The 23,207-nt window shown below is 69.0% G+C and carries 10 protein-coding genes; 8 read left to right on the forward strand and 2 right to left on the reverse strand.

Annotated elements, in window-relative coordinates:
* Window positions 1-13: 13 nt before the first annotated feature.
* Both lptF and lptG read left to right on the forward strand, forming a co-directional pair.
* Window positions 14-1,096, forward strand: a complete 1,083-nt coding sequence (gene lptF / locus QP609_RS02870) for an LPS export ABC transporter permease LptF (RefSeq protein WP_032962260.1) — start codon at window positions 14-16, stop codon at window positions 1,094-1,096.
* Window positions 1,093-2,199: an LPS export ABC transporter permease LptG gene (lptG, locus tag QP609_RS02875; RefSeq protein ID WP_032962258.1), complete on the forward strand. Its 1,107-nt coding sequence runs from the start codon at window positions 1,093-1,095 to the stop codon at window positions 2,197-2,199. The genes lptF and lptG overlap by 4 nt, the downstream gene beginning before the upstream one ends.
* Before the next feature lie 179 nt (window positions 2,200-2,378).
* On the opposite strand, the gene QP609_RS02880 is transcribed toward lptG, so the two are convergent.
* A complete protein-coding gene (locus QP609_RS02880) occupies window positions 2,379-2,870 on the reverse strand; it encodes an RDD family protein (RefSeq protein ID WP_197621754.1) in 492 nt (163 codons plus the stop codon).
* Between the two features lie 56 nt (window positions 2,871-2,926).
* On the opposite strand from QP609_RS02880, the gene xerD reads away from it, so the two are divergent.
* Together xerD and QP609_RS02890 are read left to right on the forward strand one after the other, a co-directional pair.
* Entirely contained in the window at window positions 2,927-3,904 is a 978-nt protein-coding gene (xerD, locus tag QP609_RS02885) for a site-specific tyrosine recombinase XerD (RefSeq protein ID WP_046428433.1), read from the forward strand.
* A gap of 100 nt (window positions 3,905-4,004) precedes the next feature.
* Window positions 4,005-4,790: a thioredoxin fold domain-containing protein gene (locus QP609_RS02890; RefSeq protein WP_014645882.1), complete on the forward strand. Its 786-nt coding sequence runs from the start codon at window positions 4,005-4,007 to the stop codon at window positions 4,788-4,790.
* Window positions 4,791-4,911: 121 nt separating this feature from the next.
* Here QP609_RS02890 and QP609_RS02895 read toward each other — a convergent pair whose 3' ends face one another.
* Window positions 4,912-7,011: a glycosyl hydrolase family 18 protein gene (locus QP609_RS02895; protein ID WP_289213858.1), complete on the reverse strand. Its 2,100-nt coding sequence runs from the start codon at window positions 7,009-7,011 to the stop codon at window positions 4,912-4,914.
* A gap of 814 nt (window positions 7,012-7,825) precedes the next feature.
* Between QP609_RS02895 and purL the strand changes: the two genes are divergently transcribed.
* The 4 genes from purL (at window position 7,826) to gspE (ending at window position 23,201) form a co-directional block, all read left to right on the forward strand.
* On the forward strand, window positions 7,826-11,710 hold the full coding sequence (gene purL / locus QP609_RS02900; protein WP_197621112.1) for a phosphoribosylformylglycinamidine synthase: 3,885 nt from the start codon (window positions 7,826-7,828) through the stop codon (window positions 11,708-11,710).
* A 440-nt stretch (window positions 11,711-12,150) separates the two neighbouring features.
* Entirely contained in the window at window positions 12,151-19,332 is a 7,182-nt protein-coding gene (locus tag QP609_RS02905) for an ESPR-type extended signal peptide-containing protein (RefSeq protein WP_197621113.1), read from the forward strand.
* Window positions 19,333-19,489: 157 nt separating this feature from the next.
* Window positions 19,490-21,343 (forward strand): S8 family peptidase, encoded by a 1,854-nt coding sequence (locus QP609_RS02910; protein ID WP_164077871.1) that lies wholly within the window; start codon window positions 19,490-19,492, stop codon window positions 21,341-21,343.
* A 136-nt stretch (window positions 21,344-21,479) separates the two neighbouring features.
* Window positions 21,480-23,201, forward strand: coding sequence for a type II secretion system ATPase GspE (gene gspE / locus QP609_RS02915; RefSeq protein WP_014035931.1), 1,722 nt, complete (start codon window positions 21,480-21,482; stop codon window positions 23,199-23,201).
* Window positions 23,202-23,207: the final 6 nt, after the last annotated feature.

Here is a 23,207-nt window from a genome sequence, read left to right on the forward strand (position 1 = left end):
AAACCACCGCCCCATGCTGAAGCTCGACCGATACCTGCTGGGCGATTTCGTCCAGAGTTTCCTGGCTACCCTGATCGTCCTGCTGGTGGTCAGCGTGGGCGGCGTGCTGGTGGACATCCTCGGCAACATCGCCGACGGACGCCTGCCGGCCAAGCTGCTGTTCTCCCAGCTGGGCCTGCAGTTCATCGCCTACCTGCCGCTGATCCTGCCGCTGGCGCTGATGCTGGGCCTGCTGCTGGCCGTGGCCCGGCTCTACCGCGACTCGGAGATGGCGGTCATCACCGCCATTGGCGTGGGGCCCAAGCGGCTGCTGCGGCCACTGCTGATGCTGGTGGTGCCGGTGGTGCTGCTGGTCGGCGCCTGCTCGCTGTGGCTGGGCCCGTGGGCCGGCCGGATGGCCGAGCAGATGATCATCGAGGCCAACCGCAGCGTGCTGATGGCCGGCCTGGAGCCGGGCCGCTTCACCCCGCTGCCCAATGGCGGCGTGGTGTACCTGTCCTCGATCTCGCCCGATGGCACCCAGCTGGGCAAGGTGTTCCTGCAGCGCCAGAAGGATGACCGCCTGGAAGTGGTGTCCGCCAATGGTGGCCGCATGTTCTTCGAGGGCACCCGCCAGCGCTTCCTGGAGCTGGATGATGGCCACCAGGTGGAAGGCCCGGTGGCCGGCGCGCTGGATTACCGGCTGGCGACCTTTGCCCGCAACGACGTGGCCCTGCCCGACGGTGCACAGACCCGCACCGAGGACGACCCGGAACTGATGCCGACCCTGCAGCTGATCGGCGATGAGCGCCCCCAGGCGCAGGCGCAGCTGCACCGCCGCCTGGCACCGCCGCTGATCGCGCTGGCCTTCGCCCTGCTGACCGTGCCGCTGGGTCGCAGCTCGCCGCGCCAGCAGCGCTACGGCCGCATGATGCTGGCCCTGATGGCCTACATGGTGGGCACCAACCTGATGTTCATCGGCAGTGGCTGGATCGCCAACGGCAAGATTCCGGCCGCGCTCGGCCTGTGGTGGTTGACCGTGCCGCTGCTGGCGCTGGCGATCTGGATGTATGCACGTGATGGCCGCCTGGGCCGCTCGAAGGGAGCCCGCGCATGAGGCTGCGCCCGATGCGTTTCGATCTGTACCTGGGCCAGTCGGTGTTCACCACGGTGCTGCTGACCTGGGCGGTGCTGGTCGGCCTGGACGTGGTGATGGCGTTCTCCGGCGAGTTCAAGGACATCGGCAAGAACGGCTACACCCTGGGCCATGCCGCCGCCTGGGTGCTGTACACGGTGCCGCGCCGCGCCTACACGATGTTCCCGACCGCCGCGGTGATCGGCGCGCTGATGGGTCTGGGCCAGCTGGCCGCGACCTCGGAGCTGACCGCCCTGCGTGCGCTGGGCCTGTCGCGCAAGCGCCTGAGCGTGTCGGTGGCGATCGCGCTGTCGCTGCTGACCGCAGTGATGGTGCTCAGCGCCGAGACGCTGGGCCCGTGGGGGCAGGACCGTGCCGATGCATTGAAGGCCAGTGCCAAGTGGGGGCGGGACATCTCCACCACCCGCTACTCCGGCCTATGGGCACGCGAAGGCGACACCTTCCTCAACGCCCAGAGCGGCGAGGAACAGCTGGTGGGCGACAAGGGCACGCGGCTGATCCTGCGTGACGTGCGCCTGTACCGGATCGCCGAAGACGGCAATATCGCCTCGTTGACCCATGCCGCCACCGCCGAGCACGACAAGGACGGTTGGGTGCTGACCGGGGTGCGTCGCGACACCTTCGGCGAGCGCTCGGCCACCCGTCAGGAAGTGGCGCGTGAGCCGTGGAACTCGAAGCTGGATCCGGCGGCGCTGGCCACCGGCATCGCCAAGCCGCGAAACCTCAGTGTGGCCGAGCTGAGCACCAGCATTGCCTACCGCCAGCGCAACGGGCTGGATGCGCGCGATTTCGAGGATGTGTACTGGAGCCGCTGGTTCTACCCGGTGAACGTGCTGGCGCTGTGCCTGGCCGCGGTGCCGTTCGCGTTCGGGTCGCTGCGTAGCGGCGGCATGGGCAAGCGCCTGTTCCTGGGCATCCTGTTTGCACTGGGCTTCTGGCTGCTGCAGCTGTTCTTCGGCCGCATGGCCGGTGCGCTGAAGTTCGATTACCGCATTGCCTATGCGCTGCCGCCGATCGTCATGCTGGCCGTGTCCGGACTGTTGTTCCGGCGCAAGTCGGGCTGATTCTGGTAGCGCGGGGCCATGCCCGGCGCTACCGGGGCAATCCACCGCTTCGGCATCCGTGCCACGACCACCAGCATCCCGGCCCAGCGTGCTGGATTCTGTAGAGCCGAGCCCATGCTCGGCTGCTTTTTGCGCACCGCCTGCCAGCCGAGCATGGGCTCGGCTCTACAGATCGTGCATCACCGCTTGGGCATGCGCACCAGGCGGGTGCCGCTGGCGCGGTCGTGCCAGGTCAGGCGTTGGCGGTCGACCCAGGCCCACCAGAATCCCAGGCCGCCGAGCAGCAGCGACAGCGTCCCCACCGCGAAGCGCAGCCACAGCTGGCCGCGCCGCAACGACGTGCCATCGCGCGACTGCAGTTTCAGCCGCCACGGCCGCATGCCCAGCGTCTGCCCGCCACGGCGCCAGCTGGCCGTGGCATACCACCCCGTGATCGCCCAGCACACCGCCCACAGCAGCCACTGCCAGATACTGAACGGTGCGATGTTCTCGCGCTGCGCGTGGCCGCTGAAGGTGTAGGCGAGGGTGAACAGCGTGCCGGCCAGCATCCACAGCGCCAGCACCGGCAGCGCGTCGTAGACCATCGCCAGCATGCGCCAGGGCAGCAGCGCGCGCGGACGGAGCGTTTCGGTAGCGGCCGCAGGGGCCGTGTCGGTGGCAGGGCGGGACATGCGCCGAGCATACGCAAAGCTGGCCGTGCCCGCAGTGGCCCTCGTATCCTGCATGCATGGCCCTTGTTTCCACCCCCGCCGAACGCCGCCAGCTGGTCCAGCAACTGCCCGAGCTGCGCGCCGACGACAGTGTGCGCATCCAGCGCTTCCTCGATGCGATCTGGGCCGAGAACGGCCTGGCCCGCGCCACCCTGGACAGCTACCGGCGCGACCTGGAAGGGCTGGCGCGCTGGATGGATGGACGCGACGGTGGCCTGGCCGGCATCGAACGTCCCGGGCTGTTCGACTACCTGGCCTGGCGCACCCGCCACGGCTGGTCGCCGCGCAGCAACGCGCGCCTGCTGTCGGCGCTGCGGGCGTTCTTCGCCGATGGCGTGCGCCGTGGCGAACGCAGCGAAGACCCCAGTGCGCTGCTCGACCCCCCGAAGCTGCCGCGGCTGTTGCCCAAGGCGCTGGCCGAGAGCCAGATCGATGCGCTGCTGGCGGCACCGGACATCGACAGCCCGCTGGGCCTGCGCGACCGCGCCATGCTGGAACTGATGTATGCCGCCGGCCTGCGCGTGAGCGAGCTGGTGCTGCTGCCGGCCACGGCGGTCAACCTGCGCCAGGGCGTGTTGCGGGTCACCGGCAAGGGCAGCAAGGAACGGCTGGTGCCGCTGGGCGAGGAATCGCAGCACTGGCTGGAGCGTTACCTGCAGCAGTCGCGCCCGCTGCTGGTCGGCAAGGGCAAGGTGCATGCCCTGGCGGATGGTCAGACCCCGTTGTTCATCGAGCCGACGCTGCATGCGCTGACCCGGCAGGCGTTCTGGCACCTGGTCAAGCGCCATGCGCAGGTGGCCGGCATCGACCCGGCGCGGATCAGCCCGCATGGCCTGCGCCACAGCTTCGCCACCCATCTGCTCAACCGCGGTGCCGACCTGCGCGCGCTGCAGATGCTGCTCGGCCACAGTTCCTTGTCGACCACCCAGATCTACACCCTGGTAGCGCGCGAGCATCTGCAGAAGCTGCACGCCCGCCACCATCCGCGCGGCTGAGCGCCGGGCTGAATCGCTGCCCGGGGCCGTGCCGGGCGTCGCGGCCCGGTACCGGCGGCTGTGTCAAAATCCGGGGTCTTCTTCTGCTGCGGATCGCTCCATGCTCCGATTTGCCATCGCCGCCGTGTTCGGTGCGCTCAGCCTGACCGCCTGCGCCCAGCCGGCTCCGCCGGCCGCCAAGGCGCCTGCTGCCGCTGCGGCAAAGGCCAGCCCGGCCGCCAACGCGCCGGCCGACCAGGCGGTACGTGCCGCGTTGACCGCGCTCAATCCGGGTTTCCAGGTCGATTACATCGGTGCCGCGCCGTTCCCCGGCTTCCGCGAGGTCGTCGTTTCCGGCCAGCTGCTGTACGTGTCCGATGACGGCCGCTACCTGTTCCAGTCGCAGCCTTACGACACCCGCGCCAAGGGCCCGGCCAACAGCGAGGGCCTGCTTGGTTACCGCCGCGGCCTGCTGGCCAAGGCCAACCACGGCGATCGCATCGTGTTTGCCGCGCCGAACGCCAAGTACACCATCAGCGTGTTCACCGACATCGAGTGTGGTTACTGCCGCAAGCTGCACCAGGACATCGCCGAACTCAACCGCAACGGCATCACCGTCGAGTACCTGGCGTTCCCGCGCATGGGCCTGGGCAGCAAGGACTACACCGACATGATCTCGGTCTGGTGTGCAGCGGATCGTCGCCAGGCCCTGACCAACGCCAAGCGCGGTGGCAGCGTGCCGGCCAGGAACTGCACCAACCCGGTGGCGATGCAGTACGCGCTGGGCCAGCAGCTGGGCGTGAATGGAACGCCGGCGATCTTCGCGCCGGATGGCACCCAGCTGGGCGGCTACCTGCCGCCGGCGCAGCTGCGTGCCGCGCTGGAGAAGCTGTCGGCCAAGCGCTGATCGTCGCTGGTCTTTTTCTGTAGAGCCGAGCCCATGCTCGGCTGCGGAAACAGCAGCCGAGCATGGGCTCGGCTCTACAGGCAGGAAGCCGGGGATGCGTGTCGCATCCCCGGCCTTTTGCTTACTTCAGGCCATCACTGACCGCCTTGGTCAGCGTGCCCTGCGCATCGTCACCGCTGAACTCCCAGACGAACGCGCCGCCCAGGCCCTGGGTCTTCACGTAACCCATCTTGCGGGTGATGTTGGCCGGGGTGTCGAAGCTCCACAGCGTGCTGCCGTTGTAGATCCAGGTGGCACCGGCGGTGTTGTCGGTGTAGCCCGGCCACGCCAGGTTCTTCAGCACCTTCCAGTCCTCGATGCCGGCTTCATACGTACCCGGGGCGGCGCCGGTCGCGATCTGGTACAGGCCGTTGTTGGCGTTGGCCACACCCGTCCAGCCACGCCCGTAGTAGCCAATGCCCAGGTTGAGCTTGGCGGCGGGCACGCCACGGCTGATGAAGGCCTCGATGGCGTCGTTGCTGTTGTACAGCTTCTGGTCGCCGGTGGACGGATCATTCGGCGAATCGAACAGCGCCGACTGGTGATTGGTCTTCGCATCCCACGCGCCGTGGAAGTCGTAGGTCATCACGTTGATGTAGTCCAGGTACGGGTGGTATGCGGCCGGATCGGTGACACGGATCTTGTCGATGCCGGCACCCACCGCCACCGTCAGCAACAGGCCCGGCCGCACCGCATCGAGCTGGCGGCGGAACTCGGCCATCAGCGCGGTGAAGTTGGCGTTGTCTTCCGGCTTGCCGCATTCGATGCCACAGGCCACCGGGTATTCCCAGTCGATGTCGATGCCGTCGAACACGCCCAGCGCGGCACCGGCACCGCCGGCACCGTCGGTCACCGGCAGGTTGCCCTTGATGTAGGCGTCGATGCACGAGGCGACGAAGGCCTGGCGGTTTTCCGGGCGCGCTGCGCTGGAGAAGCCGCGCGACCAGGTCCAGCCACCCAGCGAGATCAGCACCTTCATGCCCGGGTATTTGGCCTTGAGCTGCTTGAGCTGGTTCCAGTTGCCGCGCAGCGGCTGGTCCCAGGTATCGGCACTGCCGCTGACGCTCTCGGCGGCACTGAAGGCCTTGGTGTAGTCGGCGAAGGCATCGCCACCGGCACCGCTGTTCGGATCCGACGGCTGGGTGATGCCGACTTCGCATCGGTTGTTGCGCACGTTGCCGAACGCGTAGTTGATGTGGGTCAGGCGTGCGGCCGAGCCGCTGCTGTCGATGTTCTTGACCCGGTAGTTGCGGCCGTAGATGCCCCACTGGGTGAAGTAACCGATGACCCGCTTGCCGGTGGTGCCGCCGTCACCGGCCAGCGTGGTGGCGCTGATTTCGGTGCCCTGTGCCGACGCATTGCCGGCGTTGTCGCGCGCCCGCACGCGGTAACGGTAGGTGGTCGATGCGGTCAGCCCGCCATCCACATAGCTGGCGCTGGACGGCGAACCGACCAGGCTGCCGTTGCGGTACACGTCATAGCCAGCCAGGCCACTGCCGCCGGTGTTGTCGGTGGACGGGCTCCAGCTGAGCGCGATGCTGCTGGCGGTGCGCGTTCCGGCCGCCAGCCCGCCCGGCACGCTCGGTGCGGTGGTATCGCCACCGGCGGCGTTGACGGTGATGGTGATGGTCGGGGTGCTGGTGGTGGCGTTGTTGTTGTCGGTGGCGACCGCGCGCAGGGTGTGGCTGCCGGCGCTGGCATTGGCCCAGCTGGCCGCATACGGCGCACCGGTGGCCACGCCCAGCGAGCTGCCGTCGCGGAAGAACTCGACCTTGGCGACGCTGCCGTCCGGGTCACTGGCGGTAGCGGTCACGTTGACCGTGCTGCCGGCGCTGAAGGTGGCGCCGTTGGCCGGCGAGGTCAGGCTGACCACCGGCGGCTGGTTGCTGCCGCTGCCATCGCAGGCACCAAGGTTGGTGTAGTAGGGCGCACCGGCCGGATGGTCCGGCGGCGCGTTCCAGATGTCCTGGTTCGCCCGATAGAGGACGCCTCCTTTCTGCAGGGTATCGCCGGCCCGGTAGATCCTGGCCTGGTCCCACTGGGCCACGCCGGCACAGCTGGCAGCCTGCGCCAGGCCGGGCAGGGCGGCGGTACCGGCGGCCAGGGCAAGCAGCCAGGCCAGGTGGCGGGGACGACAGCTTCGGGTCGAACGTTCGGCACTGCGCACAATCGGGTCGTACATGGGTAAGTCTCCGATCAAAGGGCGCGCGGGCCCCGATGGCGCCGCGCGTGACGCAGGTCCGGGCGTCGCCCGGGAAGGCGACGGAGGGGGCGGACGGGGTACCTGGGGGGCCGGGGAGAGAGTCCGGCGCCAGGTGGGGACAACGTTGTCATCAATCGCGTGGTCAATCCGTGAGCAAGCGCATGGTTCCGGGATTCGGGCGGAGAGCGGCGCTGCGCGCGGTCGGCGGCCATCGGCGGAGCCCCCTCGTGGCTGGTCGGGCGCGAATTCATGGGTTTGGCCGGGTGGGTGGGGTCAGGCGGGGACGCCGTGAACCCGTCCCTGGGGGCTTGGCCGCGGCATCCATGCCGCGGACACCCCGCCTGACCCCACCCACCCGGCCTCTGACAGGTTCCTGCGCAGCCAGCCACGAAAGACAGAACAAAAAATCAAAATCAAAAGCAGAAGCCGGTCGCTGCGCTCTCCAATGCCTGATTTCTGATGTTCCCTGGTTGCCGGCCAGCGGCCGGCACTACCGCAGAGCATGCACGCATGGCGTGGATTTACCGCAGATCGCGGAAATCTGTCGAAGGCGGGGTGGGTCCGGTGGCGGGGGTGTCCGCGGCATGGATGCCGCGGCCAAGCCCCCAGGGACGGGTTTACGGCGTCCCCGCCATCCGGACCCCCCGCCACCCCACGGGAACCCCGCTTTTGCTTTGGCCGTTGCTGTTGCCGTTGCCCTGGCCTTGGCGGGTGCCGGGCGCCGCCCGGCCAGAGCCCTTCCCCCGCTTCCGGTACAATGTCGGGCCCGTTTCCCAACTACGGTTCCCCGGACATGATGGTCCTCGAGGGCGCGCCCGCCCTGTCGCCGTTCCGCCGCGAACGTCTTGAATCCCGCCTGCAGTCCATCGCTCCCTCCCTGCGCATCAGTGGTGCCTGGCACGTCTACTTCGTGCAGCCCGAAGGCAGCGCCGCCCCCGACCTGACCACCCTGTGCCGCATCCTCGAAGCGGCGCCGCAGGCCGAAGCCGTGGCCGACGGCGCGGTCAGCCGCATCGTGGTGCCGCGCCTGGGCACGCTGTCGCCGTGGTCGAGCAAGGCCACCGAACTGGTCCGCGGTGCCGGCCAGCCAGTCAGCCGGGTCGAGCGTGGCCTGCGCATCGACGTGCAGGGCTGGCCGGCCGATGCCGCCGCCCAGCAGGCGCTGGTCAAGGCGCTGCACGACCCGATGACGCAGTCGGTGCTGGAGACCGTGGAACAGGGCCAGGCGCTGTTCTCGGCACCGGCCCAAGGTGAACTGGAGCGCGTGCCGGTGGACCAGCTGGAGGCCGCCAACCAGCGCCTCGGCCTGGCCATGGCCCAGGACGAGATCGACTACCTGCGCGAGCGTTTCACTGCGCTGGGCCGGTCGCCGTCGGACGTGGAACTGATGATGTTCGCGCAGGCCAATTCCGAGCACTGCCGCCACAAGATCTTCAACGCCAGCTGGACCATCGACGGCCAGGAGCAGGACCGCTCGCTGTTCCGGATGATCAAGAACACCCACCAGCAGACTCCGCAGCACACGCTCAGCGCGTACAGCGACAATGCCGCGGTGATCGAAGGCCATCCGGCCTCGCGCTATCGCCCCGATCCGGCCAGTGGCGAATACCGCCGCGAGCCGCAGGTGCCCAGCGCGTTCCAGATCAAGGTGGAAACGCACAACCACCCGACCGCGATCGCGCCGTTCCCGGGTGCCTCGACCGGTGCCGGTGGCGAGATCCGCGACGAGGGCGCGACCGGCCGTGGCGGCAAGCCGAAGGCGGGCCTGACCGGCTTCTCGGTCTCGCACCTGCGCATCCCCGAGCTGCCGCAGCCGTGGGAAGCGCCGCGCGCGCTGAACCCGCGCATGGCGCCGGCGCTGGAAATCATGACCGACGGCCCGCTCGGCGGCGCCGCGTTCAACAACGAATTCGGCCGACCGAACCTGCTCGGCTACTTCCGCAGCTTCGAGCTGCCCGAAGGCGCCGATCTGGTGCGTGCGTACGACAAGCCGATCATGCTGGCCGGCGGCCTCGGCGCGATCGACCGCGTGCAGGTCGACAAGATCCCGCTGCAGGCCGGTGATGCGGTCATCGTGCTCGGCGGGCCGGCGATGCTGATCGGCCTGGGCGGTGGCGCCGCCAGTTCGGTGGCCTCCGGCGAGAGCGCCGAGGACCTGGACTTTGCCAGCGTGCAGCGCGACAACCCGGAAATGGAGCGCCGCTGCCAGGAGGTCATCGACCGCTGCGTGGCGATGGGCGCCAACAACCCGATCAAGTTCTTCCACGACGTCGGTGCCGGTGGCCTGTCCAATGCCATCCCCGAACTGCTGCACGACTCCAAGGTCGGCGGTGTCATCGACCTGGGCAAGGTGCCCACCGATGATCCGTCGCTGTCGCCGATGCAGCTGTGGTGCAACGAGTCGCAGGAGCGCTACGTGCTGGGCGTGGCCCAGGAGCGCCTGGCCGAGTTCGCCGCGCTGTGCGCCCGCGAGCGCTGCCCGTTCGCTGCCGTTGGCGTGGCCACCGCCGAGGAGCACCTGGTGGTGGCCTACGGTGCCGTGCCGGGCCACACCCCGGCCGATGCGCCGATCGACCTGCCGATGGACGTGCTGTTCGGCAAGCCGCCGAAGATGCACCGCGACACCGCGCACCCGCCGGCACCGCGCTGGCCGGCGCTGAAGACCGGCGGCCTGGACCTGCAGGAAGCCGGCCTGCGCGTACTCGCGCACCCGACCGTCGCCTCGAAGAACTTCCTGGTCACCATCGGTGACCGCAGCGTCGGTGGCCTGACCGCGCGTGAGCAGATGGTCGGCCCGTGGCAGCTGCCGGTGGCCGACGTGGCGATCACCCTGGCCGACTTCGATGGCGTGGCCGGCGAAGCGATGTCGATCGGCGAGCGCGCCCCGCTGGCCCTGCTCGACGCCGCTGCGTCGGCACGCATGGCGGTGGGCGAAGCGCTGACCAACCTGTGTGCGGCCCCGGTCGATGCGCTGGATGAAATCAAGCTGTCGGCGAACTGGATGGCCGCGGCCGGCCATCCGGGCGAAGACGCACTGCTGTACGACGCGGTGAAGGCGGTGGGCATGGAACTGTGCCCGCAGCTGGACATCAGCATCCCGGTGGGCAAGGACTCGCTGTCGATGCAGGCGCAGTGGCACGACCAGGGCGAAGCGCACAAGAGCGTGTCGCCGGTGTCGCTGGTGATCTCGGCGTTCGCGCCGGTCGCCGACGTGCGCAAGCAGCTGACCCCGCTGCTCGACCGCGACGTGGACAGCGAGCTGTGGCTGATCGGCCTGGGTGCCGGCAAGCAGCGCCTGGGCGGTTCGATCCTGGCCCAGGTGCACGCCGACCATGGCGATCTGCCGGCCTTCGCCGGTGCCGCTCCGGACCTGGACGATCCGCAGCGCCTGCGTGGCTTCTTCGAGCTGATCCGCGATGCGCGCCAGTCCGGCCTGCTGCTGGCCTACCACGACCGCAGCGACGGTGGTGCCTTCGCCGCGCTGTGCGAAATGGCCTTCACTTCGCGCCTTGGCCTGGACATCACGCTCGATGCCTGGGGCGATGATCCGTTCCGCAGCCTGTTCAACGAAGAACTGGGTGCGGTGGTGCAGATCGCGCGCGAAGACCGCGCTGCGTTCGCCGACCTGGTCGAACGCCACGCACTGACCGAATGCGCACAGCGCATCGCCAAGCCGACCACCGCGCCGGTGGTGCGCGTGTCGCTGGGTGGCGAGAACCTGGCCGAATGGCGTTGGGACGCACTGTTCGACGCCTGGTGGTCGGTCACCCACGCGATGCAGAAGCGCCGCGACAACCCGGCCAACGCCGATGCCGAGCGCGAGGTCGCCCGTGCCTTCAACGCACCGGGCCTGAAGCCCAAGCTCAGCTTCGACCTGAACGAGGATGTGGCGGCACCGTTCATCAGCACCGGTGCGCGTCCGCGCGTGGCGGTGCTGCGCGAGCAGGGCGTCAACGGCCAGATCGAAATGGCCAACGCCTTCGAACGTGCCGGCTTCCGCGCCTTCGACGTGCACATGAGCGACCTGATCGAAGGCCGCGTGGCGCTGCAGGACTTCACCGGCCTGGTCGCCTGCGGCGGCTTCAGCTACGGCGACGTGCTCGGTGCCGGCCGTGGCTGGGCCACCTCGATCCTGGAGCGCAGCGCGCTGCGTGATGCCTTCGCCGCGTTCTTCGCGCGCGAAGACAGCTTCGCGCTGGGCGTGTGCAACGGCTGCCAGATGATGAGCCAGCTCAAGAACATCATCCCGGGTGCCGGGCACTGGCCGCAGTTCCGCCGCAATGCCAGCGAGCAGTTCGAAGCCCGCACCGCGCTGCTGGAAGTGGTGGAATCGCCGTCGATCCTGCTGCGTGGCATGGCCGGCTCGCGCCTGCAGGTAGCGGTAGCGCACGGCGAAGGCCAGGCCGTGTTCGACAACGCCGTCGACCAGGCTGCCGCCCGCGTCTCGCTGCGCTACATCGATGGCCATGGCAACGTCGCCAGCCAGTACCCGCTGAACCCGAACGGTTCGCCGGACGGCATCACCGGCCTGACCAGCACCGACGGCCGCGTCACCATCATGATGCCGCACCCGGAGCGCACCCCGCGCGCGCTCAACCTGAGCTGGGCACCGGCTGAATGGCAGGGTGATTCGCCGTGGATGCGCATGTTCCGCAACGCGCGGGTGTGGTGCGGCTGATCGCATCGTTCCGCGCAGGCCGCAATGCCACCGCGTATGGAAAAACCCGCCGCTTTGTCGGCGGGTTTTTCTTTGTGTGCGTGAAATTGCTGATCTGGCCGCTAGTTACATCCGTTTTTCATGCGCCAGCAGTTCGTCACGTATGTCTAACAAAATGCCTTTATAAACACGTGAAATAGTGAACTGCTTCACGGCAATAGGATTTGTCGTGTCAAAGTCTTGACGATCTGCAAAGTTGCCGTTAACACTTGAACCCCGTTTCAGAATCATTCATTTCGCAGTAACCGGTTGGCGCACGCGCTCGGTTTTCTGTCGCTGCGCGCCGTTCGGCAATACCCCGCAGTAAATCACGCGAATAAACGCCCCCAGGGGACGTTGGGCCGGAAAGCCCAGCGGTGGCGTTGCTTTGCCCAAAACCAGTCCAATCAGGAGCCGTACCGATGAATCGGATTTATCGCAAGGTCTGGAACAAAGCACTGGGTCAGTTGGTGGTGGCCTCGGAACTGGCCTCCTCCGACAGCAGCAGTGGCGGGGTCGTCGACCAGCGCCGCGATGCGACACAGGCCACGCCCGCACTGCTGGCGGTGGCACTGGGCCTGGTATTGGGGTTGGGCATGAGCGGCAGCGCGACGGCACAGTCGGTGCAGATCGGCGGCAGCGCCACCTGCGTTGCATTCAGCGGCAAGCTGCTGGAAAAGTGCCTGATCGAAGGCTCGGCCACGGCCAAGGGCAGCAACGCGGTGGCGATCGGCAGCAACAGCAATGCCAGCGCCGCCAACAGCGTGGCGCTGGGCGCTGGCTCCAAGGCCACGCGGGCCAATACCGTGTCCATCGGCGATGCCGGCAAGGAGCGGCAGATCACCAACGTGGCTGCTGGCACGCAGGGCACCGATGCGGTGAACAAGGCGCAGCTGGACGCGCAGGCGCGCGCCACGCAGGCCGCGCTGGCTGATGTCGCCGCCGATGGAAACCGCTATTTCAAGGCCGACGGCGCAGGCGATGACAGCGACGCGGCGAAGATCGAGGGGCAGGGCGCAGTCGCGGCCGGCGCCGGTGCACAGGCGCTGGCCAACGCCACCACCGCCATCGGAACCCAGGCCATTGCCGCCGGTCTCGGCGCCAGTGCCTTCGGCCAGGGCGCCCTGGCCATCGGCGATGCCAGCGTGGTGGTCGGGCAGAGCGCGGCCGCGTTCGGGCTTGGCGATACAGCCGTCGGCGCCAGCGCGTACGCAGCCAGCGAGAACGGCGCGGCCACCGCACTCGGTGCGTTGTCCGAAGCCACTGCCGATGGCGCGACGGCCGTCGGCGGTGGTGCCGTGGCGATGGGCCCGGGCAGCACCGCACTGGGCCGCGGCGCCACTGCCGCCAATGAAGCATCGATCGCGGTGGGGGCGTTCAGCACTGCCGTGGGTGAGTACAGCACCGCGCTGGGGTCCAACTCGGCGGCGGTCGCCACCGGCAGCGTGGCGCTGGGCGCCGGCTCGCTGGCCGACCGTGTCGACACCGTGTCGGTCGGCGCCGCCGAATACGGCCTGACCCGGCAGATCACCAGCGTCGCGGCGGGCACCGAAGACACCGACGCGGTCAACGTCGGCCAGTTGAAGGGCGTCGCCGCCGTGGCCGATGCCACCGCCAAGCGTTTCCAGGCCACGGGCAGCAGCAACAGTGATGCGGGTGCATTGGCCGAGGGCGACGAGGCGCTGGCGGCTGGCGAGGCGGCCAACGCCATCGGCAACGGCACCACCGCCGTGGGCGCGGGCGCCAATGCCGTCGCACAGAACGCGACCGCGGTGGGCAACAACGCACTGGCCTCAGGTCAGAACAGTGCCGCGTTCGGCAACAACGCGCAGGCCAACGGCCCAGGCAGTGTCGCCGTCGGTGGTGCTGCGGTGGATGCCGATGGCAATCCGCTGATCACCAGTGGCGGCGTGCCGGTGGAAACCGGCGCCACCAGTGCCGGTGTCGGTGGTACTGCGGTGGGTGCGAGTGCCGAGGCCGGCGGTTTCGCCGCGTCTGCCTTTGGCGTGGGCGCATATGCCGCCGGCGCGCAGTCGTCCGCGTTCGGTGCGGTTGCCAATGCCATCGGTGATTACTCCACCGCGCTGGGTACGCAGAGCAATGCCACCGGCACCAGCAGCGTGGCCATCGGCGGCCCGGCCGATCTGATTCCAGGCCTGGGCTTCTTCGTGCAGACCCAGGCCAGCGGCGAAGCGTCGACCGCCGTCGGCGCCGGCGCCATCGCCAGCGGTGATCGCGCGGTGGCCAACGGCAGCCTGACCGAAGCGTCCGGCGCCGAAGCGACTGCGGTCGGCTACTTCGCCTACGCACCGGGCGAGAACGCCAGCGCGCTCGGCGCGCAGACCTGGGCCAGCGGCGCGCAGAGCACCGCCGTGGGCTACTACGCCACCGCACGCGGTGCCAACAGCGTTGCGCTCGGCGCCAACTCCGAAGCGGTGCGTGCCAACAGCGTGGCCGTGGGCAGTGCCGGCAACGAACGGCAGATCACCAGCGTCGCCGCGGGCAGTGAAGCCACCGATGCAGTGAACAAGGCGCAGCTCGACGCGGTGGCCAGCACCGCCGACAGCACAGCGCGCTTCTTCCAGGCCCAGCCGGAAGCAGGCAGCGATGCGGGTGCATTGGCCGAGGGCGAAGGTGCGGTTGCGGCGGGTTCGTCGAGCAATGCGATCGGCGCCGGCGCGGTTGCACAGGGCGCAGCAGCCTCGGCCATCGGTGACGACGCCGTGGCGGTGGGTCGCAACAGCAACGCCACCGGCAATGGCGGTGTTGCCATCGGTGGCCTCGGCCAGGCCTACGACGAGTACAACCAGCCGATCATCGGTGCCGACGGTACGGCACAGCAGGTCGGCACCACTGCCGTCGCCGACGCCACAGCGGTCGGCAGTGGTGCGCAGGCGACCGGTGCTGCCAGCAATGCGTTCGGCAACGCCGCCAGGGCCAGCGGAGACAACAGCTTCGCGGCCGGCGGCAAGTCGCGTGCGACCGGCAGCTACGCGGTTGCGGTTGGCGACAGCGCCTTCGCCAGCAGTGACGACAGCACCGCCGTCGGTGGCTACAGCTGGGCTACCGCAAGCGGGGCGAGTGCGTTCGGTTCCGGCGCCTGGGCAACGGCCACCAATGCCTCGGCATTTGGCAACGCGGCCTGGGCCAGTGGCAGTGGTGCGACCTCCATCGGTTACAACAGCTGGGCCAACGGCACCAGCTCCACCGCCGTCGGTCGCGGCGCATTCGGTTATGGCGACAACAGCGTGGCGCTCGGCTTCCAGGCGCTGGGCAACAGCCTCAACAGCATCGCCATCGGCACCAACACGGTGGCCGGTGGTGAAAGCGCGATCGCGCTCGGTGCCGGCAGCAACGCCAGCGCCAGCAACGCCGTCGCACTGGGCGCCGGCTCGGTCGCCAACCGCGCCCGCAGCGTTTCGGTCGGCAGCACCGGCAACGAACGCCAGGTGACCAACGTCGCCGCCGGTACCCAGGCCACCGACGCGGTGAACAAGGCGCAGCTGGATGCCGTGGCGGGCGCGGCAGCCACCACCAGCCGCTTCTTCCAGGCCAGCGGCAACGGCGGTGATGTGGCCGGTGCACTGGTGGACGGTGACAACGCGCTGGCCGCCGGTGATGCGGCCAACGCCATCGGCAACGGGGCCACCGCACTCGGCAGTGGCGCCAACGCGCTGGCCAGCAATGCGCAGGCACTGGGCGTCAACGCCCTGGCCAGCGCCGCCAACGCCAGCGCGGTCGGTGCAAATGCACAGGCGACCGCTGAATACGCAACCGCGCAGGGTGCGGAAAGCGAGGCCAGTGGCGAGCAGAGTGCGGCGTTCGGTGCGGCCAGCATCGCCAGCGGTGCTGGCAGCACCGCGACCGGCGTGCTGTCCGAAGCCTCCGGCGAGGAGGCGGTGGCAGTGGGGTACTTCAGCAATGCCAGTGGCAGCGGCGCCACCGCGGTCGGCAGCGAGAGTGTCGCCAGTGGCACCGCGTCGGCAGCGTTCGGCATCGGTGCCGAGGCGACCGGCGGCTACAGCACCGCCATCGGTGGCTATGCACAGGCCTCGGCCTTCAATGCCACAGCCTTCGGCAACTTCGCCAATGCCTCCGGCTCCAACAGCGTGGCGCTGGGCGGTGATTCGGAAGCCTCCGGTGCCTACAGCACCGCCACTGGCCAGGGCAGCCTGGCCACCGGCACCAACAGCGTCGCCGTCGGCGGATCGCTGTTCGGCGTGCTGGCCACCGAAGCATCGGGCAACTACTCCACCGCCGTCGGTGGCGGCGCCTGGTCCGGTGGCATCAACAGCACCGCGCTGGGCAACGCCGCCGAATCGCGCGCTGCCAACAGCGTGGCGCTGGGTGCCGATTCGATCGCCGACCGCGACAACACCGTGTCGGTCGGCGGCGGTGGCAACACCCGCCAGATCACCAACGTGGCTGATGGCACGCAGGGCAATGATGCGGTCAACAAGAACCAGCTCGACGCCGTAGCCGCCGCAGCGGAAAAGACCAGCAGGCAGTTCCAGGCCAGCGGCAACGCCGATGGCGAAACAGGGGCACTGGTCGAGGGCGACAACGCGCTGGCGGCCGGCGATGCGGCCAACGCCATCGGCAACGGGGCCACCGCGCTGGGCAGCGGTGCCAACGCGCTGGCGGCCAACGCCACGGCCGTGGGCATCGATGCATTGGCCACCGGCAACAATGCGGCGGCGCTGGGCAGCACAGCGCAGGCCAGCGGTGAAGACAGCCTTGCGCTCGGCACCGGTGCCAGCGCCAGCGAGCTCGGCGCCAGCGCGGTCGGTGCGCGTGCACAGGCCAGCGGTGCGTACAGCACGGCAACCGGCACCGAATCCAACGCCAGCGGCACGCAGGCCCTGGCCAGCGGCTTCCGTAGTGCCGCCTCTGCCGATGGCACCACTGCCGTCGGTGGCTATGCCGAGGCCAGTGGACGCCTCGGCACCGCATTGGGCTACGGCTCGGCGGCCAGTGGTGCCAACACGACCGCCGTCGGCTTCGGTGCTGCTGCAGCCGGTACCGGTGCCGTGGCGGTGGGTCAGTCCAGCGAGGCCAGCGGCGAGGAGAGCGTGGCCATCGGTGGCAGCACCTTCTTCGGCCTGATCCCGTCGCGTGCCAGTGGCACCGGTGCGGCGGCGTTCGGTGCCGGCGCATGGGCGACCGAAGACTACGCCACGGCAATCGGCTGGAACTCGTGGGCCGCCGGCAGCAATGCCACGGCCCTGGGCGCCAACGCCACCGCCAACGGCAGCAACAGTGTCGCCCTCGGTGCCGGCTCCAAGGCCGACCGTGACAACACCGTGGCCGTCGGCAAGGCCGGTGGCGAACGCCAGGTGACCCATGTGGCAGCCGGTACCGAAGCCACCGACGCGGTGAACAAGGGCCAGCTGGATGCCGTTGCCAGCGTCGCCGACAGGACCAGCCGCCAGTTCCAGGCCAGCGGCAATGCCGATGGCGAGGCCGGTGCCCTGGTGGACGGTGACAACGCCTTGGCCGCCGGCAACGCGTCCAACGCCATCGGCAACGGTGCCACCGCGCTGGGCAGTGGCGCCAACGCGATGGCCGCCAACGCCACGGCGGTAGGCGCCGACGCCCTGGCGACCGGCAGCAACGCGGCGGCACTGGGTACCAACGCACAGGCCAGTGGTGTCGACAGCGTGGCCGTGGGCAGCGCTGCCAGCGCCAGTGAACTCGGCGCCAGCGCTACCGGCGCCGGCGCCCAGGCCAAGGGCGCCTACAGCACCGCCAGCGGCGCGCAGGCCACGGCCAGCGGCACGCAGTCGCAGGCCAGCGGTTTCCGCGCCACTGCCTCGGCCGATGGCGCCTCGGCGCTGGGCAGCTACGCCGAAGCCAGTGGTCGACTGGGTACTGCGGTGGGCTACGGCAGCAAGGCCACCGGTGCGAACGCCACCGCGGTGGGTGTCAGTGCCAACGCTTCGGCGGCCGGCAGCATCGCACTGGGCGCAGGCTCGGTGGCTGATCGTGCCAACACCGTGTCGGTCGGCAGTGCCAGCAGTGATCGTCAGATCACCCGTGTCGCCGCCGGTACCGAGCGCACCGATGCAGTCAATCGTGGCCAGCTCGATGCGGTCGCGGCGACCGCCGATGGCACCGCACGCTACGTCAAGGCCAGCGGCGCGGGTACCGCCAGTGCCAGCGGCAGCGATGCCGCAGCGATCGGTTCGGCCGCCAGTGCCAGCGGCGCACGCAGCAATGCGCTGGGTGCCAACGCGATGGCCATCGGCAACGGTGCGCTTGCACTGGGCAACAGTGCCGGCGCGTCCGGTGCGAACTCGGTGGCACTGGGTGCGGGCTCGCGTGCGCTCGATGCCAACGTGGTGTCGGTCGGTGGTGGCAACGGCACCGATGGCCCGGCCGCGCGCCGCATCGTCAATGTGGCCGACGGCCGCATCGCCGCCGGCAGCAGCGACGCGGTCACCGGCTCGCAGCTCAACGTCACCAACCAGCGCGTGGGCGCCGTGGAAACCCGTGTCGGTGATTTCGACTCGCGCATCGCCACGGTCGAGACCACGGCGGCCAGCGCCGTCGGCTATGACGACGCCAGCCGTGACCGCCTGACCCTGTCCGGCTTCCAGGGCACCACCATCGACAACGTCGGCGCGGGCAACATCGCCGCCGGCAGCCGCCAGGCGATCAATGGCGGGCAGCTGTTCCAGTCGCTCAGTGATGCCGCCAGCTTCCTCGGCGGTGGTGCCAGCGTCGGCATGCAGGGTGTGTTCGTGGCGCCGAACTACGTGATCCAGGGCGCCACCTACAGCAATGTCGGCGATGCGCTGGGCGCGCTGGACCGCAAGGTCAGTGAGATTGACCGTCGTACTGCCGGTGGCACGCGTGCAGGCGCGTCCAGCCTGCGCGCAATGAGTGCTTCGCTGGATGAAAGCCCGCAGGCCAGCGTGGCCGACGCACCGGCAACGGCCGATGCCGCGCCGGCCAGTACCGCACGCGTGCAGGGCACGCCGACGGTGGCCGCGGCGGGGGCGGGCATTCCGGTCGGCACCCCGGCCACCGGCTTCAACGCCGTGGCCATGGGCGATGGCGCGGTAGCCAGCGGCGCTTCGTCCACGGCCATCGGCCAGGGCGCCAGTGCCACGGCGGCAAATGCCGTGGCGCTGGGCCAGGGCTCGGTTGCCGATCGTGCCAACACGGTCTCGGTGGGCAGCGAAGGCAACGAACGCCAGGTCACCAACGTCGCCGCGGGCACCACCGCCACCGACGCCGTCAACAAGGGCCAGCTGGATCGTGGCATGGCGACGGCGAACAGCTACACCGACAGTCGCGTCCAGGCCGTTGCCGACAGCTTCGATGTGTTCAAGGGCGAGATCGACGGACGCCTGCGCCACATGGACCGCCGCATCGACCGCCAGGGCGCGATGAGCGCAGCGATGCTCAACATGGCTACCAGTGCCGCCGGTATCCGCACCCAGAACCGTGTCGGCGTCGGCATCGGTTTCCAGGGTGGCGAGTCGGCGTTGTCGCTGGGTTACCAGCGTGCGATCAGCGATCGCGCCACGGTCACCTTCGGCGGCGCCTTCAGCAGTGACGACAGTTCGGTCGGCGTCGGTGCCGGCTTCGGCTGGTAAGCCACTCCATCGCGCCGGCGGCCACCCACGCCGGCGCCGTACCTGCAGTGAGGGCCTGGGGGGAGGTCACGGCAATCCCGGCTGGGCCGGCCGGGAGTCGTCAAGGAATGATGGCCGCAGTGTTGGTTCGATCCATGACCCAGAAGAGGAATTCGACGTGATCAAGAAGCAGAACCTTCGCATCAATGTGCTTGCCGCCGCCGTGCTGTCGATGACGGCGGTCGGTGCCGTCCACGCCGCCGGGTTGCCGACCCGTGAACCGGTGCGCCAGGCCAGCACCGCCCAGCCGGGTACCGAGCGCATCATCGTCAAGTACCGGGCCGGCGCTGCTGCCGCCACCGACCGCTCGGCGAAGCTGTCCACCGTGCAGTCCGCACTGACCCGTGCCAGTCTCTCCGGCGGCACGTCACGCGCCAGCACGCTCGGCCCGCAGGTGGTCCGCAAGCTGTCTACCGGTGCGGACCTCATCCGTGTGCAGGGCCGCCTGGCACCGGCCGAACTGCAGCGCGTGCTGAAGGAACTGAAGGCCGATCCGTCGGTGCAGTACGCCGAAGCCGACGTGAAACTGCGCCGCAGCGAACTGCGTGCCGGCAACGTGCAGCCGGCGCTGGTGCCGAACGATCCCTTCTACCAGCAGAACCAGTGGCATCTGCACAATGCGGTCGGCGGCATCAACGCACCGGCGGCGTGGGATGTCTCGCAGGGCGAGGGCATCGTGGTGGCAGTGATCGATACCGGCGTCCTGCCGCAGCATCCGGACCTGGTCGGAAACCTGCTGGAAGGCTACGACTTCATCAGCGATGCGGAGACCTCGCGGCGCCCGACCAACGATCGCGTGCCGGGTGCGCAGGACTACGGTGATTGGGTCGAGAACGACAACGAGTGCTATGACGGCTCGCTGGCCGACGACAGTTCCTGGCACGGCACCCACGTCGCTGGCACCGTGGCCGAGCAGACCAACAACGGCGTCGGCATGGCCGGTGTCGCCTACAAGGCCAAGGTGCTGCCGGTCCGCGTGCTGGGCAAGTGCGGCGGCTACCTGTCCGACATCGCTGATGCGGTGACCTGGGCCTCCGGCGGTACCGTGACCGGCATTCCGGCCAACACCAATCCGGCCGAGATCATCAACATGAGCCTGGGGGGCGGTGGTTCCTGCGCCAGCACCTACCAGGACGCGATCAACGGCGCGATCTCGCGCGGTACCACGGTGGTGGTGGCTGCCGGCAATGAAGCCGACAACGCGTCCAAGTACCAGCCGGCCAGCTGCGAAGGCGTGGTGACCGTGGGTGCCACCCGCATCACCGGTGGCATCACCTACTACTCCAACTATGGAGCCCGCGTGGACCTGTCCGGTCCGGGCGGTGGCGGCAGTGTCGACGGCAACCCGGGCGGCTACATCTGGCAGACCGGCTCCAATGCGGCCACCACGCCGGAATCGGGCACGCCTGGCTACATGGGCATGGGCGGTACCTCGATGGCCTCGCCGCATGTGGCCGCCGTTGCGGCACTGGTGCAGAGCGCACTGATCGCCAAGGGCAAGGATCCGTTGACCCCGGCCGCGATGCGTACCCTGCTGAAGGAAACGGCGCGTCCGTTCCCGGTCGCCATCCCGGCGGCGACCCCGATCGGTACCGGCATCCTGGATGCCAAGGCCGCGCTGGCCAAGGCACTGGAAGAACCGTGCACCGAGAACTGCGGGCCGGTGGCCACGCCGCTGACCAACAAGGCCGCAGTCGGCGGCCTGAACGGTGCTGCCGGCAGCAGCAAGCTGTACAGCTTCGAAGCCGTCGCCGGAAAGCAGCTCAGCGTGATCACCTACGGTGGCACCGGCAACGTCTCGGTCTACATTGCCCTGGGGCGTGAGCCGAGCGCCAGCGACAACGACGGCAAGTCGACCCGTCCCGGCACGTCCGAAACGGTGCGGGTGAACAAGCCGGTGGCGGGCACCTACTACATCAAGGTGGCGGGCGAAGCGGCATACAACGGCGTGAGCATTCTCGCCACGCAGTAATCACCTCGTGTCGTAGTTGAACGGCCGACGCCCGTCACCCTGTGTGACGGGCTTCGTCTTTTTACGAAAGGTGGCCGCAGGGCGGCGGAAATCACGGCTTAACTGCTAAAGTCGGGCCGATTGACAGGAGAGTCACGTGAACGCGCTCGCTGCAACCGTTACCGACGACGCCGAAGGCCGCATCCTGGATGCGTTGCTGGCGCGCGGCCGGCTCAAGGAAGGAGACCTGGCACGCGCGCGGCCATTGCATGCCGAGGCCGGCGGCAGCCTGCTGGGCCTGCTGGTGCGCCTGGGCCTGGTGTCTGAACGCGACCAGGCACAGGCCAGCGCTGAGGTGCTGGGCCTGCCGCTGCTGGAGGGCAAGCAGGTGCCGGAGGCCCCGCCGCAGGCGCTGGCCGAGGGACTTCCGCTGTCGCTGCGCTTCCTGAAGCAGTTCCATGTGTGCCCGCTGGAGTTGGATGAACACGGGGTGCGGCTGTGGCTGGCCGATGCCCACGACGCCTATCCACAGCAGGCCGTGCAGTTGGCCCTTGGGGTTCCGGTGACACCGGTGCTGGGCATGCGCGCGGAGATCGATGACCTGGTCGAGCGCTGGTTCGGCCAGGGCCGCAGCGCGATGGGTGCGATCGTGGAAACCGCGGATGGCGAGGGCGGTGCGGTCGACGACATCGAGCACCTGCGCGACCTTGCGTCGGAAGCACCGGTGATCCGCCTGGTCAACCTGGTGATCCAGCGTGCGGTGGAGCTGCGCGCTTCGGATATCCATGTCGAACCGTTCGAGAGCCGGTTGAAGGTCCGCTACCGCGTCGATGGCGTGCTGGTGGAGGGCGAAAGCCCGCCGGCCAACCTCACCGCCGCGGTGATCAGCCGCATCAAGATCATGGCCCGGCTCAACATCGCCGAGCGCCGCCTGCCGCAGGACGGCCGCATCATGCTGCGCGTGCAGGGCAAGGAGCTGGACCTGCGCGTGAGCACGGTACCGACCGCGCATGGCGAAAGCGTGGTGATGCGCCTGCTGGACCGCGAAACGGTGGTGTTCGATTTCCACCGGCTCGGCTTCACCGATGCCTTCCTGCCGCAGTTCCGCAAGGTGCTGGAACAGCCGCATGGCATCCTGCTGGTCACCGGCCCGACCGGCTCGGGCAAGACCACCACGCTGTACACCGCGCTGAGCCAGCTCAACACCGCCGACGTCAAGATCATCACGGTCGAAGACCCGGTGGAATACCAGATAGAAGGCATCAACCAGATCCAGGCCAAGCCGCAGATCGGCCTCGACTTCGCCAATGCCCTGCGCAGCATCGTGCGCCAGGATCCGGACATCATCATGATCGGTGAAATGCGCGACCTGGAAACCGCGCGCATCGCCATCCAGTCGGCGCTGACCGGCCACCTGGTGCTGTCCACCCTGCATACCAACAACGCCGCCGGTGGCATCACCCGCCTGCTCGACATGGGCGTGGAGGACTACCTGCTCACGTCCACCATCAACGGCATCCTGGCCCAGCGCCTGGTACGCCGGCTGGAGCCGACCCACGCCGAGCGCTACGAAGCCTCGCCGGAAGAGATCGAGCGGTTCGAACTGCGCCGCCTGCAGCCGGAAGGGCCGATCCACCTGTACCGCCCGAAGCCGTCTGCGCTGGCACCGACCGGCTACCTGGGGCGTACCACCATCATGGAATTCCTGGTGATGAACGATGCGCTGCGCCGTGCGGTGATGCGCCGCGATGGCATGGGCGAGATCGAGCGCATCGCCCGCGAGGCCGGCATGCGCACCATGTACGAGGATGGCCTGTCCAAGGCGTTGAGCGGGCAGACCACCATCGAGGAAGTGCTGCGCGTGACCGAGGAAAGCTGATGCGTG

The sequence above is a fragment of the Stenotrophomonas sp. 8(2023) genome, assembly GCF_030345295.1.
Classification (GTDB): domain Bacteria; phylum Pseudomonadota; class Gammaproteobacteria; order Xanthomonadales; family Xanthomonadaceae; genus Stenotrophomonas; species Stenotrophomonas muris.

Bases quoted from the DNA above. Each gene is read 5' to 3' on its own strand.
- purL (WP_197621112.1), top strand. From the start codon at position 7,826: ATGATGGTCCTCGAGGGCGCGCCCGCCCTGTCGCCGTTCCGCCGCGAA.
- lptG (WP_032962258.1), top strand. From the start codon at position 1,093: ATGAGGCTGCGCCCGATGCGTTTCGATCTGTACCTGGGCCAGTCGGTG.
- QP609_RS02890 (WP_014645882.1), top strand. From the start codon at position 4,005: ATGCTCCGATTTGCCATCGCCGCCGTGTTCGGTGCGCTCAGCCTGACC.
- xerD (WP_046428433.1), top strand. From the start codon at position 2,927: ATGGCCCTTGTTTCCACCCCCGCCGAACGCCGCCAGCTGGTCCAGCAA.
- QP609_RS02905 (WP_197621113.1), top strand. From the start codon at position 12,151: ATGAATCGGATTTATCGCAAGGTCTGGAACAAAGCACTGGGTCAGTTG.
- lptF (WP_032962260.1), top strand. From the start codon at position 14: ATGCTGAAGCTCGACCGATACCTGCTGGGCGATTTCGTCCAGAGTTTC.
- QP609_RS02880 (WP_197621754.1), bottom strand. From the start codon at position 2,870: ATGTCCCGCCCTGCCACCGACACGGCCCCTGCGGCCGCTACCGAAACG.
- QP609_RS02895 (WP_289213858.1), bottom strand. From the start codon at position 7,011: ATGTACGACCCGATTGTGCGCAGTGCCGAACGTTCGACCCGAAGCTGT.